Genomic DNA, 17,257 nt, shown 5'->3' with positions numbered 1-17,257 from the left:
GTGCGTGTCGTCAGCCGCTGCGGGAGTCCGTGACGGGCCACCGTAATCTGCGCCCTTCCCGCTTGGCGGCGGGAGTTCACAGTATTCGACACACCCGACCGCGTGGGTCGGGAAATGTTCCAGGTTAGCTTTACTACTCGGCACACAGAAACCGGAGAAGTAGTGCCTACGATCCAGCAGCTGGTCCGGAAGGGCCGGCAGGACAAGGTCGAGAAGAACAAGACGCCCGCACTCGAGGGTTCGCCCCAGCGTCGCGGCGTCTGCACGCGTGTGTTCACGACCACCCCGAAGAAGCCGAACTCGGCCCTCCGTAAGGTCGCGCGTGTGCGTCTGACCAGCGGCATCGAGGTCACGGCCTACATTCCGGGTGAGGGACACAACCTGCAGGAGCACTCCATCGTGCTCGTGCGTGGCGGCCGTGTGAAGGACCTGCCTGGTGTTCGTTACAAGATCATCCGCGGTTCGCTCGACACCCAGGGTGTCAAGAACCGCAAGCAGGCCCGCAGCCGCTACGGCGCCAAGAAGGAGAAGTAAGAATGCCTCGTAAGGGCCCCGCCCCGAAGCGCCCGGTCATCATCGACCCGGTCTACGGTTCTCCTCTGGTGACCTCCCTCATCAACAAGGTGCTGCTGAACGGCAAGCGCTCCACCGCCGAGCGCATCGTGTACGGCGCCATGGAGGGTCTGCGTGAGAAGTCGGGCAACGACCCGGTCATCACGCTGAAGCGCGCGCTGGAGAACATCAAGCCGACCCTCGAGGTCAAGTCCCGCCGTGTCGGTGGCGCCACCTACCAGGTGCCGATCGAGGTCAAGCCCGGTCGCGCCAACACGCTCGCGCTGCGCTGGCTCGTGGGTTACTCCCGCGCCCGCCGCGAGAAGACCATGACCGAGCGCCTCATGAACGAGCTGCTCGACGCCTCGAACGGTCTTGGCGCTGCCGTCAAGAAGCGTGAGGACACCCACAAGATGGCCGAGTCCAACAAGGCCTTCGCGCACTACCGCTGGTAGTCGCTACCCACATCGAGACCGAGAGAAGACTGAGCCGATATGGCTACCACTTCACTTGACCTGGCCAAGGTGCGCAACATCGGCATCATGGCTCACATCGACGCGGGCAAGACGACGACCACCGAGCGGATCCTGTTCTACACGGGTGTGTCGTACAAGATCGGTGAGGTCCACGACGGCGCCGCCACCATGGACTGGATGGAGCAGGAGCAGGAGCGTGGCATCACGATCACCTCTGCTGCCACCACCTGTCACTGGCCGCTGAACGATGTCGACCACACCATCAACATCATCGACACCCCGGGCCACGTGGACTTCACCGTCGAGGTGGAGCGTTCGCTCCGCGTCCTCGACGGTGCCGTGACGGTGTTCGACGGCGTTGCCGGTGTTGAGCCCCAGTCCGAGACTGTCTGGCGTCAGGCGGACCGCTACGGCGTGCCGCGCATCTGCTTCGTCAACAAGCTCGACCGTACGGGTGCCGAGTTCCACCGCTGCGTTGACATGATCGTCAACCGCCTCGGTGCGACCCCGCTCGTCATGCAGCTGCCCATCGGCGCCGAGATGGACTTCCAGGGTGTCGTCGACCTCGTCACGATGAAGGCGTTCGTCTGGTCCGCCGAGGCGGCCAAGGGCGAGGCGTACGACATCGTCGACATCCCGGCCACGCACACCGAGGCTGCCGAGGAATGGCGCGGCAAGCTGCTCGAGGCCGTCGCGGAGAACGACGAAGAGATGATGGAGCTGTACCTCGAGGGCACTGAGCCCTCGGTGGACCAGCTGTACGCGGCGATCCGTCGCATCACCATCGCCTCCGGCAAGGGCGGCGACACCACTGTCACCCCCGTGTTCTGCGGCACCGCGTTCAAGAACAAGGGCGTTCAGCCCCTGCTCGACGCCGTCGTGCGCTACCTGCCTTCTCCCCTGGACGTCGAGGCCATCGAGGGCCACGACGTCAAGGACCCGGAGACGGTCGTCAAGCGCAAGCCGTCCGACGAGGAGCCCCTCTCGGCGCTGGCGTTCAAGATCATGAGCGACCCGCACCTCGGCAAGCTCACCTTCGTCCGGGTTTACTCGGGCCGCCTGGAGTCCGGCACCGCCGTGCTGAACTCCGTCAAGGGCAAGAAGGAGCGCATCGGCAAGATCTACCGTATGCACGCGAACAAGCGTGAGGAGATCGAGTCGGTGGGCGCCGGTGACATCGTCGCCGTCATGGGTCTGAAGCAGACCACCACGGGCGAGACGCTCTGTGACGACAAGAGCCCGGTGATCCTGGAGTCCATGGACTTCCCGGCGCCGGTCATCCAGGTCGCCATCGAGCCGAAGTCCAAGGGTGACCAGGAGAAGCTGGGTGTCGCCATCCAGCGTCTCTCGGAGGAGGACCCCTCCTTCCAGGTTCACTCGGACGAGGAGACCGGCCAGACCATCATCGGTGGTATGGGCGAGCTTCACCTCGAGGTGCTCGTCGACCGCATGAAGCGCGAGTTCCGCGTCGAGGCGAACGTCGGCAAGCCGCAGGTCGCTTACCGCGAGACGATCCGTCAGGCCGTCGAGCGTCACGACTACACCCACAAGAAGCAGACCGGTGGTACCGGTCAGTTCGCCAAGGTGCAGATCGCGATCGAGCCGATCGACAGCGGCGACGCCACGTACGAGTTCGTGAACAAGGTCACCGGCGGCCGCATCCCCCGGGAGTACATCCCGTCGGTGGACGCGGGTGCGCAGGAGGCCATGCAGTTCGGCATCCTGGCCGGCTACGAGATGACTGGCGTCCGCGTCATCCTTCTCGACGGTGGCTACCACGAGGTCGACTCCTCCGAGCTCGCCTTCAAGATCGCCGGTTCGCAGGCGTTCAAGGAGGCCGCGCGCAAGGCCAAGCCCGTGCTGCTCGAGCCGATGATGGCCGTCGAGGTCACCACGCCCGAGGACTACATGGGTGACGTCATCGGCGACATCAACTCCCGCCGTGGCCAGATCCAGGCCATGGAGGAGCGCAGCGGCGCCCGTGTCGTGAAGGGCCTCGTGCCCCTCTCGGAGATGTTCGGCTACGTCGGCGACCTCCGCAGCAAGACGTCGGGTCGCGCAAGCTACTCGATGCAGTTCGACTCCTACGCCGAGGTTCCGCGGAACGTCGCCGAGGAGATCATCGCGAAGGCCAAGGGCGAGTAACTCACCCGAGTTCACGCTTTAGGCTTGACACCGACCGCTGGGGTTCGTGAATCCCGGACCCCGGCGGCGGGTTTCCCAGCAAAGATCACCTGGCGCCGATGAAGCAAGGCGTACAGAACCACTCCACAGGAGGACCCAGTGGCGAAGGCGAAGTTCGAGCGGACTAAGCCGCACGTCAACATCGGCACCATCGGTCACATTGACCACGGTAAGACGACCCTCACGGCCGCCATTACCAAGGTGCTGCACGACGCGTACCCGGACCTGAACGAGGCCTCGGCCTTCGACCAGATCGACAAGGCTCCTGAGGAGCGCCAGCGCGGTATCACGATCTCGATCGCGCACGTCGAGTACCAGACGGAGACGCGTCACTACGCGCACGTCGACTGCCCCGGTCACGCGGACTACATCAAGAACATGATCACGGGTGCCGCGCAGATGGACGGCGCCATCCTCGTGGTCGCCGCCACCGACGGCCCGATGCCGCAGACCAAGGAGCACGTGCTCCTGGCCCGCCAGGTCGGCGTTCCGTACATCGTCGTCGCCCTGAACAAGGCCGACATGGTGGACGACGAGGAGATCCTGGAGCTCGTCGAGCTCGAGGTCCGTGAGCTCCTCTCCGAGTACGAGTTCCCGGGCGACGACCTGCCGGTCGTCAAGGTCTCGGCGCTCAAGGCGCTCGAGGGCGACAAGGAGTGGGGTCAGTCGATCCTGAACCTCATGTCCGCCGTCGACGAGTCCATCCCGCAGCCCGAGCGTGACGTCGACAAGCCGTTCCTCATGCCGATCGAGGACGTCTTCACGATCACCGGTCGCGGTACGGTCGTCACCGGCCGTATCGAGCGTGGTGTCCTCAAGGTCAACGAGACCGTTGACATCGTGGGCATCAAGCAGGAGAAGACCACCACCACGGTCACCGGCATCGAGATGTTCCGCAAGCTGCTCGACGAGGGCCAGGCCGGTGAGAACGTCGGTCTGCTCCTCCGTGGCATCAAGCGCGAGGACGTCGAGCGCGGCCAGGTCATCATCAAGCCCGGTTCGGTCACGCCGCACACCGAGTTCGAGGCCCAGGCCTACATCCTGTCGAAGGACGAGGGTGGCCGTCACACCCCCTTCTTCAACAACTACCGCCCGCAGTTCTACTTCCGCACCACGGACGTGACCGGCGTCGTGACCCTCCCCGAGGGCACCGAGATGGTCATGCCGGGCGACAACACTGAGATGAAGGTCGAACTCATCCAGCCCGTCGCCATGGAAGAGGGCCTGAAGTTCGCCATCCGTGAGGGTGGCCGGACCGTGGGCGCCGGCCAGGTCACCAAGATCGTCAAGTAATTTCCTTGACGGTTTGACCTGGTAGCTCCAGCGAGCACCAGAAGGGGCCCGTACGACTTCGGTCGTACGGGCCCTTTCGCATGCGCGCTTCTTCTCTTTCGGGTTGTTCTTTCGGGTTCCCTTTCCGGGCCTCAGATTTTGCGGGCGGTGCCGGTTCCGGTGCCGGTGGCGCTGTCCGGGCGCCACAGCCATGGCCGGGCGGTGGGGGAGAGGCCCGCGGCCACGGGGCCGCCCGGGGTGGCGCGCAGGGCGGGTCCGTCGAGGGTGACCAGGTCACGCGCGGCCCGCTGGATCCGGCCGCGGTGCAGGAGCTGGAGCGTGCCGGCGGTGTCCCGGCCCAGGAGGTACGGCCCGTCGGCGGTCACCGGGCCATAGCCCGGGAAGTCGACCGGCGGCCCGGCCGTCGCCGTCAGCGCGGACGAGGCGGGCGCCCGGTAGTAGAGCCGGCCGCCGGCGGCGGCGACCGCGTCGGCGGGGACCGGCAGCCCGGCGAGCGGCGCGGGCCCCTGCGGCGTCCAGTGGTGCACCGTGTCGCGGCCCGGCGCGTACACATGGACGCCGCCGTCCTCGCCGACGACCGCGGTCAGGCCGTCCTGCACGGGCCCGCCGCCGAGGGAGCGCCACGGCGACCAGCGCCCGTCGAGCCCACGCACCCGCGTACTGATCCCTTGCTCGGCGTCCCTGACGAAGAGATGGACCTGGCCGTCGCGGGCGGTGACGGCGACGGGGACGCCGATGCGGCGGCCGCGCACGGGGTCGGTCTCCGGGTTGCCGAGACCGGTCCAGACGCCGAACTCCCCACCGGCGGCGCGCTGTTCGAGGAGCACGATCTCGCGCAGGTCGGAGCCGCCGCGTCCTTCCAGGGCCGCGAGCCGCAGGCCGAGGAGCAGCTGCCGTCCGTCGGGGAGCGTCGCGGCGCCGAGGGCCGGGGCGAGCGGGCCGCCCCCGAGGTCCGCCGGCCGGCCGAAGACACCCTCCGCGGTCTCGCGCCACCGGACGGCACGCAGGCCGAGCACGCCGTAGCCGGACAGCTTGCCGTCCGGTTCCCCGGCCAGGGCGATCCGTGGGCCCGGGTAGCGGTAGTGCGTCGAGCGGACCCAGCCCTTGCGGTTGGTGAGGGGGCGGTCCCCGCCGACGTTGTAGTCGCCGCAGCCGGAGGGGTTGCCGCACTGCCAGTCGGGGGCCGCGCCGTACGGCATCAGGTATGCGGCCTTGGCGTGCAGCACGGCCCCGGGGAGGTTCTCGGGCCAGTGGTGGTTGTAGTAGCCGCGGAACGCGGTGGCCGCGAACGGGGGCGGCCCGCCCGCCGCGGTCTGCGACCAGCGGATCAGCGCGGCCCAGGTGAAGGCGGCCACGGCCGTGTGATCGGCGTGGTCGGAGAAACCGGGCTGTTCGCTGTCACGTATCCGTGTACGCAGATCGCTGGCCTGGATGTCGGGGTCCGGGTCGAGCGTGTGCACGAGGGTGGGCCGGTAGCGCTCGAAGAGGGCCACGAGTACGTCGACCAGCCCGTCGTAGTCGTACATCTGTGCCCGGCGCAGCGGCGACCCGTCGACGACGACCGTACGCAGCGGCAGGCCGCGCTCCCGCCACAGCGCCGGGGCTCCCATGTGGCCCGCCGGGGTGTGCATCGCGAGGTCGAGGAAGACCAGTTCGACGCGGCGGCCCCGGTGCTCCAGGGTGTTCACCTCGGCCTGGTGCCCGCCCGGGAGCGTGGTGACCTCGGTGCGCCAGCCGCTGAAGACGGGCAGGCCGAGCTGGGTCGCGTAGGACTGGCGGAGACCCTGGTGACGGGCGGAGGCGTACGCGGCCTTGTCCCCCGGGGGATGCGGGCGGCCGGGGATCTTGTTGACGCCGTCGGCCTCGCCCGCGGTGACATACACGCAGACCAGGGGGACACCGGCGGCGAGGGCCTGCGCGGTGTCCGGGTTCATGAAGTACAGGTCGTCGTCGGGGTGCGCGAGGACCTGGAGCAGCAGGGCGTGATCGCCCTCGGCGGCGGGGCGGCCGGAGGCGGGGGAGGGGGCGGTGGCGCGGGCCGGGGGCGGGGTCCGGCCCAGACGGGCCGCGACGGCGAGTGCGGTGACGGCGGTGGCGGCCGCGCCGAGCAGGACGGTTCGCCGCGCCGGCGAGTGCTTGGCGCCGGCTATTCGCCCGTCGCCGCGGTCGCCGCTCTGAGCAGGTCGGTTTCGCCCGTCGCCGTTGTCGCCGCTGTCTCCGGCCTGAGCAGGTTCATGTCGCACGCGCCGTCTCCGTCCGCCGTACGCAGCGGTCGGAATGTGCGCTGCTTCTCGGTGCTTCAGCCGAGAAGAGGCTCGTCAGTGGGGTCAGGTTCCATGCACGGACATGTTCTGTTCACACGTTTTGGGACTCTTGGGAAGCTCTTGGTTTACCGCCGTCACCGCCACACCGTCGGCACCGCCACGCCACCGGCACGCGCCCTCAGCCGCCGACGGCCCACCGCACGGCGGCGGTGACGCCGAACGCCACGGCGGGCACGATCCACCCCCACCCCATGACCCGCCGCACCGACGGAAGCACCCACAACGCGGCTGCCGATCCGGCGGCCGCGAGGGTGACGACGCACGACAGGACGATCCCCCCGTACGCGTCGTCGTCCCAACTCCCCGACGGCCGGATGGTCAGAGCCGTCCAGCAGAAGTACGCGGCGATGAGAGTGAGCACGGTCAGGGGCAAGGCGAGGACGAGGCGGAGGCAGCCGCGGTCGTCGCGGTCGTCATGGTGCGCGGGACCGGCGGGGCGGGCGGGGTCTGTCATCAGCGCAGCGCGTTCCTTGCGTCGTCCAGGTTGTTGTCGAACCCGCGGCCGTAGGCCTGGGCGTCGTCACTCTGCCAGTACGGACCGCCGTTGTAGCGGGCGGCGAGCTCCTGGTACTGGGCCGGGGTCATCTCCTCCGCCGGTACGTCGGCGAACTCGCTCTCCGCCTTCAGCTGGGCCAGGTACTCGGAGGCGATGAAGATGTTCTGCCCGGGGTCCTGGAGCGCCTGCTCCACCATGCCGCGCTGCTGGTCGGTGAGGTGGTCGGGGTCGTAGCCGAGCACCTCGGCGCCGCGGCGCACCTGGATGGCGATGGGCCCGAAGGAGGTGTTGTCGGGGTCGCCGCCGAGCCGCCACGGCAGGTTCTCGGGGATGACCGGGCTCAGCGGGGAGTCGGCCTGCTCACGGATGGTGTCGGTGAGGTCGTCGAGGATGCCGGGCTGTCCGCCGATCTCCTGCCAGGCGATACCGGCGACCATGTCCGGCGGCAGTCCCGAGTTCCGCGCCGCGGCCTTGATGATCTCCTTGTTCGCCGAGATCCACTCGGTGCGCTCCTGGCTGTTGCCCGGCGGGCTCCAGTAACTGTCCTTCGCGCCAGGGAGGTTGGCGACCTGGAGGCGGATGTCCTTCAGGGCCGGGGAGACGATCGCGTCCCCGGCGGTGGGGTAGTAGTCCTGCTTCGGTCCGCTGCCGGGCAGATGTGTCAGCGGGTTCGCGCTCGCCTCGGCCGCCTCCTTCCGCAGCTCCGCGATGTCGGAGATGTCGACGCGTTCGATGAAGCCCATGCGGAAGTCGGGCAGCAGGTCGTACGCCTGCTTGAGCTCGTGGACGCAGACGTCCCGGGCGTCCTTCTCGGTGGTCTTGGCCAGGTGGAAGTCCCCGCCGGCGGCGTCGTGCAGCCGGTTCGCCTCGTCCCTGATGTCGTCGACGTCCATGGTGAGCTCGGCGAAGAAGTCCATGACGCCGGTGGTGGCCCGCATGTCCTCCCACTGGCGCATCGGCTCCGCCTCCTGAGCCTCGCGAGTGATCGCCGTGCCCTTGGTGTGGATCAGCTTGGCGAGGGCCTGCTCGTTCACCTTGCCGCTGGAGTAGTACGCCTTAGCCGAGGTCAGGGCCCACGAGTAGCTGCGCAGGGCGCTGTCGGCCTTGGCGTAGCCCTCGGCGAGCCGGGAGAGGAGTTTGCGGCTCTCCCCGAGCCGGGCCTCGTAGTGCCCGCTGCCCTCGCTCTCCCAGCGGGTGTGCTTCTCGGCCCGCTCGGCCGACGGATCCGCCGCCACCAGCATGTCGTGCACACGCTTGAATTCGTCCGCGTTCCGCTCCACCAGGGGAGGGTTGCAGTTCTCCAGGAACTCGACGTCCTTACGGTGACTGATCTGCCCGCTCATCGTGCCTCCGGGGCGACGTACTGGCCGTACTCCAGGATGTTGTCGAGGAAGCGCCGTTCCGTGGCGTTCTCGATCTTCACGAAGTGGCCGCCCGCGGCCTTCAGGCGTGTGGAGAGCGCGGTGAACAGGGCGACCGCGTCGAGGTACTGGTCATCGGCGAAGGTGGCGAACCGGAGCACCTGCGCGGCCACGTCCTCGTGCGCCCGCGGATCCCGCGCCATGGTGGTGAGTTCGGCATCGGGCCGGCCCTCCTGAAGGAAGCCGGCGATCTCGATGAGCAGGTTCGCATTGCCGTTGATGGAGTCGGTCCTGGCGATCAGGCTCCCGGCGTCGGGACCACCCGTTCCGCCGCCACCGTTCGCCTCCGGCGGGAGCTGGTCGATCTGCATCCCCGTCGACCGCCGTGCCAGCGCGTCGGCCTTTAACTGGGCCCATTCCTCTTCGAAAGACAACGTGATCCACTCCCCCGTGGTGTGTTCCCGTTTCGTACAGTCAATCGATCATGACATCGGAAGGAGCCGTTCGGAGCGTGCTTTTCCGTCACCGTTCTGCCACGAACGGGGTTGCCTGGCCCGGTTGTTGGCGGAGGCTGACGGCTCCAGCTCAACTCCGCCCTGGCTTCATTGCCTCGTCCAAGACCGCGCTCAGCTCGCGCAGGGCTTCATGGGCGACGGCCGCGTCTTCGCGTTCCGGATCCCGTGTGGCGCGGGTGTGCCGGGCGGCCAGGTCGGGGCGGCGGGCGATCTCGATGTTCCCTGGCTCAGGTGAGAACCCAACGCGGAAGGCGCGGTCGCAGGTGTCGCACTTGCGGAGAGGGTGCCGGACGGTGGGTGGTGCGGGGGCCGCCGGGGTGCGGAACGGGGGCGGCGGTGGCAGCAGGGCTGCCAGGCGGTGGGCGAGGAGTGCGGCGGGTCGTCGTACGCCCTCCGGCGGCAGGTCGTGGGTGAGGGCGTGACGTACGCCCTGTGGCACCTCAGCTGATCACCCGAGGCGCTATGACCTGCACCACATGACCCCCACAGGCCTCCCCGCGCACACGCGCTCGTCGACGAGCGGGCCTGCCGGTTTGACCTCCGTCGCTCCGGGGGTACTCTCTACGGCTCGATTGGCCAGGCGTGGCCGCACTATGGCAGACTGTCGGGGTTGCTCGGTTGAGTGCCGATGCTGCACGCCTCCCGCCGGGAGGACCGGAAGCGAGTCCCACAGTACTCGTCGCCCCATCTGCCGTAAGGCAGCGCTAGGGCGGACGTACGGGAATCTTCCGGGAAGTGTGGCGAGGTGGCTCAGCCAGGCGCCCGGTGGGTTTCTTCCCCCGGCTTCGCGGTTCTTGGGCCGCAGTCCCTCGCAGGGAAATCCGTATGGATATTTCCGTCAGTGAGACTGCGACACGCCCGACCGCGTGGGTCGGAGGAGGGCGGAATAGGACCCGCCAGGTTCCAGAGCGTTTCGAGAGACAGGACTACTGAGTAGCCATGGCGGGACAGAAGATCCGCATCCGGCTCAAGGCCTACGACCACGAGGTCATCGACTCCTCGGCGAAGAAGATCGTCGAGACGGTGACCCGCACTGGTGCGTCGGTCGCAGGCCCGGTGCCGCTGCCCACTGAAAAGAACGTGTACTGCGTCATCAAGTCGCCGCACAAGTACAAGGACTCGCGCGAGCACTTCGAGATGCGCACGCACAAGCGCCTGATCGACATCCTCGACCCGACGCCCAAGACCGTTGACTCGCTGATGCGCCTGGACCTTCCGGCCGGCGTTGACATCGAGATCAAGCTCTGAGAGGCGCGGAAGAGATGGCTAAGCAGATCAAGGGCATCCTGGGCGAGAAGCTCGGCATGACCCAGGTCTGGGACGACAGCAACCGTGTCGTCCCGGTCACCGTGGTCAAGGCCGGTCCGAACGTCGTGACCCAGGTCCGTACGAACGACACCGACGGCTACGAGTCGGTCCAGATCGCCTTCGGCGAGATCGACCCGCGCAAGGTGAACAAGCCCCTCAAGGGCCACTTCGCCAAGGCCGACGTAACCCCGCGCCGCCACCTGGTGGAGCTCCGCACCTCCGGCGCCAGCGAGTACACGCTGGGCCAGGAGATCACTGCCGAGGTCTTCGAGGCCGGCGTCAAGGTCGACGTCACCGCGAAGAGCAAGGGCAAGGGCTTCGCCGGTGTCATGAAGCGCCACAACTTCAAGGGTGGCAAGGCGTCCCACGGTGCCCACCGTGTGCACCGCATGCCCGGTTCCATCGGTGGCTGTGCCACTCCCGGCCGTGTCTTCAAGGGCATGCGCATGGCGGGTCGCATGGGCAACGAGCGGGTCACCACCCAGAACCTGACCGTTCACGCCGTTGACGCGGAGAAGGGTCTGCTCCTCATCAAGGGCGCAGTCCCGGGTCCGAACGGTGGCCTCGTCCTGGTCCGTACCGCGGCCAAGGGGGTTTGAGGAACCGATGAGCACCATTGACATCCTTTCGCCGGCAGGCGACAAGGCCGGGACGGTCGAGCTCCCCGCGGAGATCTTCGACGTAGAGAAGATCAGCATCCCGCTTCTCCACCAGGTCGTCGTCGCTCAGCTGGCCGCTGCCCGTCAGGGCACGCACAAGACCAAGCGCCGTGGCGAAGTCCGCGGTGGTGGCAGGAAGCCGTACCGCCAGAAGGGCACCGGCCGCGCGCGCCAGGGTTCGACCCGTGCGCCGCAGTTCGCCGGCGGTGGCGTCGTCCACGGCCCGCAGCCGCGTGACTACTCGCAGCGGACCCCGAAGAAGATGAAGGCCGCGGCCCTGCGCCACGCCCTCACCGACCGGGCCCGCAACGCTCGCATCCACGTCGTCACCGGCGTGGTCGAGGGCGGAGTCTCCACCAAGGCCGCGAAGTCGCTGCTCGGCAAGATCAGTGAGCGCAAGAACCTGCTCCTGGTCATCGACCGTGCCGACGAGGCCGCGCTGCTCTCCGCGCGCAACCTGCCCCAGGTCCACATCCTGGAGCCGGGCCAGCTGAACACGTACGACGTTCTCGTCTCGGACGACGTGGTCTTCACTCAGGCCGCCTTCGAGTCCTTCGTGTCCGGCCCGAAGGCCACTGACACCGAAGGGAGCGAAGCCTGATGGCTACGCGTCACCCGAGCATTGCCCCCAAGGCGGCCAAGGCCGCCAAGGCCGCGCGCGTCGCCAAGGCGAAGCGCCACGAGGCCGAGGGCAAGAACACCGTTGAGACGCCGCTGAGCAAGAGCTTCACGGATCCCCGTGACGTCCTCCTCAAGCCGGTCGTCTCCGAGAAGAGCTACGCGCTCCTCGATGAGGGCAAGTACACCTTCATCGTTGACCCGCGTGCCAACAAGACCCAGATCAAGCAGGCCGTCCAGGCGGTCTTCTCGGTCAAGGTCACCGGAGTCAACACGATCAACCGCCAGGGCAAGCGCAAGCGGACCCGCACGGGCTTCGGCAAGCGTGCCGACAGCAAGCGCGCGATCGTGACCCTCGCTGAGGGCGACCGTATCGACATCTTCGGCCAGGCCTCCTAACGGAGCGCCCTGGTCCGAATATCGGACGAGGACTGAGAAATGGGTATCCGCAAGTACAAGCCGACTACGCCGGGCCGTCGTGGCTCCAGCGTCGCCGACTTCGTCGAGGTCACGCGGTCCACGCCGGAGAAGTCGCTGGTCCGCCCGCTGCACAGCAAGGGCGGCCGTAACAACGCCGGTCGTGTGACCGTTCGCCACCAGGGTGGCGGACACAAGCGCGCCTACCGAGTGATCGACTTCCGTCGTCACGACAAGGACGGCGTGCCGGCGAAGGTCGCGCACATCGAGTACGACCCCAACCGCACCGCGCGCATCGCGCTGCTGCACTACGCCGACGGCGAGAAGCGTTACATCGTCGCTCCGCGTGGTCTGTCGCAGGGTGACCGCGTCGAGAACGGTCCCGGGGCCGACATCAAGCCGGGCAACAACCTGGCGCTCCGCAACATCCCGGTCGGTACCACGATCCACGCGATCGAGCTCCGTCCCGGTGGCGGTGCCAAGTTCGCCCGCTCCGCAGGTGCCTCCGTGCAGCTGCTGGCGAAGGAGGGCCAGATGGCCCACCTGCGCATGCCGTCCGGCGAGATCCGCCTGGTCGACGTTCGCTGCCGCGCCACCATCGGCGAGGTCGGCAACGCCGAGCAGTCGAACATCAACTGGGGCAAGGCCGGCCGCAAGCGCTGGCTCGGCGTTCGTCCGACCGTCCGCGGTGTGGCGATGAACCCGGTTGACCACCCGCACGGTGGTGGTGAGGGCAAGACCTCCGGTGGTCGCCACCCGGTCTCCCCGTGGGGTCAGAAGGAGGGTCGTACTCGTTCGCCGAAGAAGGCTTCGAACAAGTACATCGTCCGCCGCCGCAAGACGAACAAGAAGCGCTAGGAGCGGGTTTAGATGCCGCGCAGTCTCAAGAAGGGACCCTTCGTTGACGGCCACCTCGTAAAGAAGGTGGACGCTCAGAACGAAGCCGGTACCAAGAACGTCATCAAGACCTGGTCCCGTCGCTCGATGATCATCCCGGCCATGCTGGGTCACACGATCGCGGTGCACAACGGCAAGACCCACATCCCGGTGTTCGTCACCGAGTCGATGGTCGGCCACAAGCTCGGCGAGTTCTCGCCGACGCGCACCTTCCGGGGTCACGTCAAGGACGACCGGAAGTCGAAGCGCCGCTAAGGCGGGGTGGAATCGACTATGACGAACACTGAAGGGACAACCATGGAAGCCAGGGCCCAGGCGCGGTACATCCGCGTCACGCCCATGAAGGCCCGCCGCGTGGTGGACCTCATCCGTGGCATGGATGCCACGGAGGCTCAGGCGGTCCTGCGTTTCGCCCCGCAGGCCGCGAGCGTGCCGGTTGGCAAGGTGCTGGACAGCGCCATTGCCAACGCTGCACACAACTACGACCACACCGACGCCTCTTCGCTGGTCATCAGCGAGGCGTACGTGGATGAGGGCCCGACCCTGAAGCGGTTCCGTCCGCGTGCTCAGGGCCGTGCCTACCGGATCCGTAAGCGGACCAGCCACATCACCGTGGTCGTCAGCAGCAAGGAAGGAACCCGGTAATGGGCCAGAAGGTAAACCCGCACGGGTTCCGGCTCGGTATCACCACGGACTTCAAGTCCCGTTGGTACGCCGACAAGCTGTACAAGGACTACGTCAAGGAAGACGTAGCCATCCGTCGCATGATGACCTCCGGCATGGAGCGCGCCGGCATCTCGAAGGTTGAGATCGAGCGCACCCGTGACCGCGTGCGTGTGGACATCCACACCGCTCGTCCGGGCATCGTCATCGGCCGCCGTGGCGCCGAGGCCGACCGCATCCGCGGTGACCTCGAGAAGCTCACGGGCAAGCAGGTCCAGCTGAACATCCTCGAGGTCAAGAACCCCGAGACCGACGCTCAGCTGGTTGCTCAGGCCGTTGCCGAGCAGCTGTCCTCCCGCGTCTCCTTCCGTCGCGCCATGCGTAAGAGCATGCAGACGGCGATGAAGGCCGGCGCCAAGGGCATCAAGATCCAGTGCGGTGGCCGTCTCGGCGGCGCCGAGATGTCCCGCTCGGAGTTCTACCGCGAGGGCCGTGTGCCCCTGCACACGCTCCGTGCGAACGTCGACTACGGCTTCTTCGAGGCCAAGACGACCTTCGGCCGTATCGGTGTGAAGGTCTGGATCTACAAGGGCGACGTCAAGAACATCGCCGAGGTCCGCGCCGAGAACGCTGCGGCCCGTGCGGGTAACCGCCCGGCCCGTGGTGGCGGCAACGACCGTCCGGCCCGCGGCGGTGGCCGTGGTGGCGAGCGTGGCGGCCGCGGCCGCAAGCCGCAGCAGCAGTCGGCTCCGGCCGCCGAGGCCCCCAAGGCTGACGCGCCCGCCGCTGCCGCTCCGGCTGAGAGCACCGGAACGGAGGCCTGACCGAAATGCTGATCCCCCGTAGGGTCAAGCACCGCAAGCAGCACCACCCCAAGCGCCGCGGTCAGGCCAAGGGTGGTACGACGGTTGCGTTCGGCGAGTACGGCATTCAGGCCCTCACGCCGGCGTACGTGACCAACCGCCAGATCGAGGCGGCTCGTATCGCGATGACCCGCCACATCAAGCGTGGCGGCAAGGTCTGGATCAACATCTACCCGGACCGCCCGCTTACGAAGAAGCCCGCCGAGACCCGCATGGGTTCCGGTAAGGGTTCCCCCGAGTGGTGGGTCGCGAACGTTCACCCGGGTCGGGTGATGTTCGAGCTGTCCTACCCGAACGAGAAGATTGCGCGTGAGGCGCTTACCCGCGCTGCTCACAAGCTTCCGATGAAGTGCCGGATTGTTCGGCGCGAGGCAGGTGAGTCGTGATGTCGGCCGGTACCAAGGCGTCCGAGCTGCGCGAACTGGGCAACGAGGAGCTTCTCAACAAGCTCCGCGAGGCCAAGGAAGAGCTGTTCAACCTCCGTTTCCAGGCGGCGACCGGTCAGCTCGAGAACCACGGTCGGCTGAAGGCCGTCCGCAAGGACATCGCGCGGATCTACACCCTCATGCGTGAGCGCGAGCTGGGCATCGAGACGGTGGAGAACGCCTGATGAGCGAGAGCAACGTGACTGAAGAGACTGCCGCCCGCGGCTTCCGCAAGACCCGTGAGGGTCTGGTCGTCAGCGACAAGATGGACAAGACCGTCGTCGTCGCTGTCGAGGACCGCGTCAAGCACGCGCTGTACGGCAAGGTCATCCGCCGTACCAACAAGCTCAAGGCGCACGACGAGCAGAACGCTGCCGGCGTCGGCGACCGCGTCCTCATCATGGAGACGCGTCCGCTGTCGGCGACCAAGCGCTGGCGCATCGTCGAGATCCTCGAGAAGGCCAAGTAGGTAATTCCCGCAAGGGAATTCCAGCAAGTACAGCTCTGAGGGGTATCCCTCAGAGTTCGTTCCGCCAGGCTCCCGGGGCAGTTCACTGAACTGCCCCGGGGGAACCGGCAGACAATCAGGAGATAGACGTGATCCAGCAGGAGTCGCGACTGCGCGTCGCCGACAACACGGGTGCGAAGGAAATTCTCACCATCCGTGTTCTCGGTGGCTCGGGTCGCCGCTACGCGGGCATCGGTGACGTCATCGTCGCCACCGTCAAGGACGCGATCCCCGGCGGCAACGTGAAGAAGGGTGACGTCGTCAAGGCGGTCATCGTTCGCACCGTCAAGGAGCGCCGCCGTCCGGACGGCTCGTACATCCGCTTCGACGAGAACGCCGCCGTCATTCTGAAGAACGACGGCGACCCTCGCGGCACCCGTATCTTCGGCCCGGTGGGCCGTGAGCTGCGCGAGAAGAAGTTCATGAAGATCATCTCGCTCGCGCCGGAGGTGCTGTAAGCATGAAGATCAAGAAGGGCGACCTGGTACAGGTCATCACCGGTAAGGACAAGGGCAAGCAGGGCAAGGTCATCGCGGCCTTCCCCCGCGAGGACCGCGTCCTGGTCGAGGGTGTCAACCGGGTCAAGAAGCACACCAAGGCCGGCCCCACCGCCAGCGGTTCGCAGGCCGGTGGCATCGTCACGACCGAGGCCCCTGTCCACGTGAGCAACGTTCAGCTCGTCGTGGAGAAGGACGGCAACAAGGTCGTCACGCGTGTCGGTTACCGCTTCGACGACGAGGGCAACAAGGTTCGCGTTGCCAAGCGGACGGGTGAGGACATCTGATGGCTACCACCACGACTCCGCGTCTCAAGACGAAGTACCGCGAGGAGATCGCGGGCAAGCTGCAGGAAGAGTTCTCGTACGAGAACGTCATGCAGACCCCGGGCCTCGTCAAGATTGTGGTCAACATGGGTGTCGGCGACGCCGCCCGTGACTCCAAGCTCATGGACGGTGCCGTCCGTGACCTGACCACGATCACCGGTCAGAAGCCGGCCATCACCAAGGCCCGCAAGTCCATCGCGCAGTTCAAGCTGCGCGAGGGTCAGCCGATCGGTGCCCACGTCACGCTCCGTGGCGACCGCATGTGGGAGTTCCTGGACCGCACCCTGTCGCTCGCGCTTCCGCGCATCCGCGACTTCCGTGGTCTGTCTCCCAAGCAGTTCGACGGCCGTGGCAACTACACCTTCGGTCTCACGGAGCAGGTCATGTTCCACGAGATCGACCAGGACAAGATCGACCGCGTCCGGGGTATGGACATCACCGTGGTCACCACGGCGACCAACGACGCTGAGGGCCGCGCGCTCCTTCGTCACCTCGGCTTCCCGTTCAAGGAGGCGTAAGCGAGATGGCGAAGAAGGCTCTTATTGCCAAGGCTGCTCGTAAGCCGAAGTTCGGTGTGCGTGGCTACACCCGCTGCCAGCGCTGCGGCCGCCCGCACTCCGTGTACCGCAAGTTCGGCCTGTGCCGCGTGTGCCTTCGTGAGATGGCTCACCGTGGCGAGCTGCCGGGCGTGACCAAGAGCTCCTGGTAATCCCCTTCTGTCCTTAGGGACTTGGGAATTACCGGACGCTCTCGGTAAGTATTTGGACGGCGGGAGCCCCCCTTCACATGCCGTAGGCTTGTGGGGTTGGGCGCCCGCCGCCCATACCGACTTACTACGCCGTAGGTCCCCGCACCGCACCCGTCCCGCCTCTGTG

At 67.2% G+C, this 17,257-nt stretch carries 23 protein-coding genes and 1 pseudogene; 19 read left to right on the top strand and 5 right to left on the bottom strand.

The window, feature by feature from the left end; all coding sequences use genetic code 11:
- The first annotated feature begins 162 nt into the window (after positions 1-162).
- The 4 genes from rpsL (at position 163) to tuf (ending at position 4,505) form a co-directional block, all read left to right on the top strand.
- Complete coding sequence (gene rpsL / locus ACWIGU_RS22690) at positions 163-534, top strand: 30S ribosomal protein S12 (RefSeq protein ID WP_003948652.1); 372 nt, start codon at positions 163-165, stop codon at positions 532-534.
- Between the two features lie 2 nt (positions 535-536).
- Positions 537-1,007: a 30S ribosomal protein S7 gene (gene rpsG, locus ACWIGU_RS22685; protein WP_116511074.1), complete on the top strand. Its 471-nt coding sequence runs from the start codon at positions 537-539 to the stop codon at positions 1,005-1,007.
- A 39-nt stretch (positions 1,008-1,046) separates the two neighbouring features.
- Complete coding sequence (gene fusA, locus ACWIGU_RS22680; RefSeq protein WP_356279198.1) at positions 1,047-3,173, top strand: elongation factor G; 2,127 nt, start codon at positions 1,047-1,049, stop codon at positions 3,171-3,173.
- 138 nt (positions 3,174-3,311) lie between these two features.
- Positions 3,312-4,505 (top strand): elongation factor Tu, encoded by a 1,194-nt coding sequence (gene tuf, locus ACWIGU_RS22675; RefSeq protein WP_376260172.1) that lies wholly within the window; start codon positions 3,312-3,314, stop codon positions 4,503-4,505.
- A 131-nt stretch (positions 4,506-4,636) separates the two neighbouring features.
- Here the strand turns inward: tuf and ACWIGU_RS22670 are convergent, their stop codons facing one another.
- From ACWIGU_RS22670 to ACWIGU_RS22650, 5 genes and pseudogenes are all read right to left on the bottom strand, one after another.
- Positions 4,637-6,655: a PIG-L family deacetylase gene (locus tag ACWIGU_RS22670; RefSeq protein ID WP_454403663.1), complete on the bottom strand. Its 2,019-nt coding sequence runs from the start codon at positions 6,653-6,655 to the stop codon at positions 4,637-4,639.
- Positions 6,656-6,947: 292 nt separating this feature from the next.
- Entirely contained in the window at positions 6,948-7,283 is a 336-nt protein-coding gene (locus tag ACWIGU_RS22665) for a hypothetical protein (RefSeq protein ID WP_454403435.1), read from the bottom strand.
- Positions 7,283-8,668 (bottom strand): hypothetical protein, encoded by a 1,386-nt coding sequence (locus tag ACWIGU_RS22660; protein WP_454403433.1) that lies wholly within the window; start codon positions 8,666-8,668, stop codon positions 7,283-7,285. Before ACWIGU_RS22660 ends, ACWIGU_RS22665 begins: the two co-directional genes overlap by 1 nt.
- Positions 8,665-9,120 (bottom strand): hypothetical protein, encoded by a 456-nt coding sequence (locus tag ACWIGU_RS22655; RefSeq protein WP_454403431.1) that lies wholly within the window; start codon positions 9,118-9,120, stop codon positions 8,665-8,667. Before ACWIGU_RS22655 ends, ACWIGU_RS22660 begins: the two co-directional genes overlap by 4 nt.
- 283 nt (positions 9,121-9,403) lie before the next feature.
- Positions 9,404-9,637 (bottom strand): annotated as a pseudogene (locus ACWIGU_RS22650) (helix-turn-helix domain-containing protein); the annotation flags it as partial.
- A 503-nt stretch (positions 9,638-10,140) separates the two neighbouring features.
- Between ACWIGU_RS22650 and rpsJ the strand changes: the two are divergent.
- The 15 genes from rpsJ to ACWIGU_RS22575 all read left to right on the top strand — a co-directional run bounded on the left by rpsJ (position 10,141) and on the right by ACWIGU_RS22575 (position 17,091).
- Complete coding sequence (gene rpsJ / locus ACWIGU_RS22645; protein ID WP_003948644.1) at positions 10,141-10,449, top strand: 30S ribosomal protein S10; 309 nt, start codon at positions 10,141-10,143, stop codon at positions 10,447-10,449.
- A 14-nt stretch (positions 10,450-10,463) separates the two neighbouring features.
- A complete protein-coding gene (rplC, locus tag ACWIGU_RS22640; RefSeq protein ID WP_454403429.1) occupies positions 10,464-11,108 on the top strand; it encodes a 50S ribosomal protein L3 in 645 nt (214 codons plus the stop codon).
- A gap of 7 nt (positions 11,109-11,115) precedes the next feature.
- On the top strand, positions 11,116-11,769 hold the full coding sequence (gene rplD / locus ACWIGU_RS22635) for a 50S ribosomal protein L4 (protein WP_116511064.1): 654 nt from the start codon (positions 11,116-11,118) through the stop codon (positions 11,767-11,769).
- Positions 11,769-12,185: a 50S ribosomal protein L23 gene (gene rplW, locus ACWIGU_RS22630; protein WP_116511062.1), complete on the top strand. Its 417-nt coding sequence runs from the start codon at positions 11,769-11,771 to the stop codon at positions 12,183-12,185. The genes rplD and rplW overlap by 1 nt, the downstream gene beginning before the upstream one ends.
- Positions 12,186-12,224: 39 nt before the next feature.
- On the top strand, positions 12,225-13,061 hold the full coding sequence (rplB, locus tag ACWIGU_RS22625) for a 50S ribosomal protein L2 (RefSeq protein WP_116511060.1): 837 nt from the start codon (positions 12,225-12,227) through the stop codon (positions 13,059-13,061).
- Positions 13,062-13,073: 12 nt separating this feature from the next.
- A complete protein-coding gene (gene rpsS / locus ACWIGU_RS22620; RefSeq protein ID WP_015035577.1) occupies positions 13,074-13,355 on the top strand; it encodes a 30S ribosomal protein S19 in 282 nt (93 codons plus the stop codon).
- 42 nt (positions 13,356-13,397) lie between these two features.
- A complete protein-coding gene (gene rplV, locus ACWIGU_RS22615; RefSeq protein ID WP_004571827.1) occupies positions 13,398-13,745 on the top strand; it encodes a 50S ribosomal protein L22 in 348 nt (115 codons plus the stop codon).
- A complete protein-coding gene (rpsC, locus tag ACWIGU_RS22610) occupies positions 13,745-14,587 on the top strand; it encodes a 30S ribosomal protein S3 (protein ID WP_116511058.1) in 843 nt (280 codons plus the stop codon). The genes rplV and rpsC overlap by 1 nt, the downstream gene beginning before the upstream one ends.
- Before the next feature lie 5 nt (positions 14,588-14,592).
- Positions 14,593-15,012, top strand: coding sequence for a 50S ribosomal protein L16 (gene rplP, locus ACWIGU_RS22605; RefSeq protein ID WP_030782563.1), 420 nt, complete (start codon positions 14,593-14,595; stop codon positions 15,010-15,012).
- On the top strand, positions 15,012-15,236 hold the full coding sequence (gene rpmC / locus ACWIGU_RS22600; RefSeq protein ID WP_059079052.1) for a 50S ribosomal protein L29: 225 nt from the start codon (positions 15,012-15,014) through the stop codon (positions 15,234-15,236). Before rplP ends, rpmC begins: the two co-directional genes overlap by 1 nt.
- The gene (gene rpsQ / locus ACWIGU_RS22595; protein ID WP_100594880.1) at positions 15,236-15,520 is read left to right on the top strand and encodes a 30S ribosomal protein S17; all 285 of its coding nucleotides are present in this window, start codon (positions 15,236-15,238) and stop codon (positions 15,518-15,520) included. The genes rpmC and rpsQ overlap by 1 nt, the downstream gene beginning before the upstream one ends.
- A 128-nt stretch (positions 15,521-15,648) precedes the next feature.
- Positions 15,649-16,017, top strand: coding sequence for a 50S ribosomal protein L14 (gene rplN, locus ACWIGU_RS22590; RefSeq protein WP_003974257.1), 369 nt, complete (start codon positions 15,649-15,651; stop codon positions 16,015-16,017).
- A 2-nt stretch (positions 16,018-16,019) separates the two neighbouring features.
- Complete coding sequence (gene rplX, locus ACWIGU_RS22585) at positions 16,020-16,343, top strand: 50S ribosomal protein L24 (protein WP_100594879.1); 324 nt, start codon at positions 16,020-16,022, stop codon at positions 16,341-16,343.
- The gene (gene rplE / locus ACWIGU_RS22580) at positions 16,343-16,900 is read left to right on the top strand and encodes a 50S ribosomal protein L5 (protein WP_100594878.1); all 558 of its coding nucleotides are present in this window, start codon (positions 16,343-16,345) and stop codon (positions 16,898-16,900) included. Before rplX ends, rplE begins: the two co-directional genes overlap by 1 nt.
- 5 nt (positions 16,901-16,905) lie before the next feature.
- Positions 16,906-17,091 carry a type Z 30S ribosomal protein S14 gene (locus ACWIGU_RS22575; RefSeq protein ID WP_003948630.1) on the top strand — a complete coding sequence of 62 codons (186 nt, stop codon included), beginning with the start codon at positions 16,906-16,908 and terminating at the stop codon, positions 17,089-17,091.
- The last annotated feature ends 166 nt before the right edge of the window (positions 17,092-17,257 follow it).

It is taken from the genome of Streptomyces sp. NPDC055400 (assembly GCF_053644375.1).
This window is presented reverse-complemented; position numbering and strand designations above follow the sequence as displayed.

Bases quoted from the DNA above. Each gene is read 5' to 3' on its own strand.
- rpsG (WP_116511074.1), top strand. From the start codon at position 537: ATGCCTCGTAAGGGCCCCGCCCCGAAGCGCCCGGTCATCATCGACCCG.
- fusA (WP_356279198.1), top strand. From the start codon at position 1,047: ATGGCTACCACTTCACTTGACCTGGCCAAGGTGCGCAACATCGGCATC.
- ACWIGU_RS22665 (WP_454403435.1), bottom strand. From the start codon at position 7,283: ATGACAGACCCCGCCCGCCCCGCCGGTCCCGCGCACCATGACGACCGC.
- ACWIGU_RS22660 (WP_454403433.1), bottom strand. From the start codon at position 8,668: ATGAGCGGGCAGATCAGTCACCGTAAGGACGTCGAGTTCCTGGAGAAC.
- rpsJ (WP_003948644.1), top strand. From the start codon at position 10,141: ATGGCGGGACAGAAGATCCGCATCCGGCTCAAGGCCTACGACCACGAG.
- rplC (WP_454403429.1), top strand. From the start codon at position 10,464: ATGGCTAAGCAGATCAAGGGCATCCTGGGCGAGAAGCTCGGCATGACC.
- rplD (WP_116511064.1), top strand. From the start codon at position 11,116: ATGAGCACCATTGACATCCTTTCGCCGGCAGGCGACAAGGCCGGGACG.
- rplW (WP_116511062.1), top strand. From the start codon at position 11,769: ATGGCTACGCGTCACCCGAGCATTGCCCCCAAGGCGGCCAAGGCCGCC.
- rplB (WP_116511060.1), top strand. From the start codon at position 12,225: ATGGGTATCCGCAAGTACAAGCCGACTACGCCGGGCCGTCGTGGCTCC.
- rpsS (WP_015035577.1), top strand. From the start codon at position 13,074: ATGCCGCGCAGTCTCAAGAAGGGACCCTTCGTTGACGGCCACCTCGTA.
- rplV (WP_004571827.1), top strand. From the start codon at position 13,398: ATGGAAGCCAGGGCCCAGGCGCGGTACATCCGCGTCACGCCCATGAAG.
- rpsC (WP_116511058.1), top strand. From the start codon at position 13,745: ATGGGCCAGAAGGTAAACCCGCACGGGTTCCGGCTCGGTATCACCACG.
- rplP (WP_030782563.1), top strand. From the start codon at position 14,593: ATGCTGATCCCCCGTAGGGTCAAGCACCGCAAGCAGCACCACCCCAAG.
- rpmC (WP_059079052.1), top strand. From the start codon at position 15,012: ATGTCGGCCGGTACCAAGGCGTCCGAGCTGCGCGAACTGGGCAACGAG.
- rpsQ (WP_100594880.1), top strand. From the start codon at position 15,236: ATGAGCGAGAGCAACGTGACTGAAGAGACTGCCGCCCGCGGCTTCCGC.
- rplX (WP_100594879.1), top strand. From the start codon at position 16,020: ATGAAGATCAAGAAGGGCGACCTGGTACAGGTCATCACCGGTAAGGAC.
- rplE (WP_100594878.1), top strand. From the start codon at position 16,343: ATGGCTACCACCACGACTCCGCGTCTCAAGACGAAGTACCGCGAGGAG.
- ACWIGU_RS22575 (WP_003948630.1), top strand. From the start codon at position 16,906: ATGGCGAAGAAGGCTCTTATTGCCAAGGCTGCTCGTAAGCCGAAGTTC.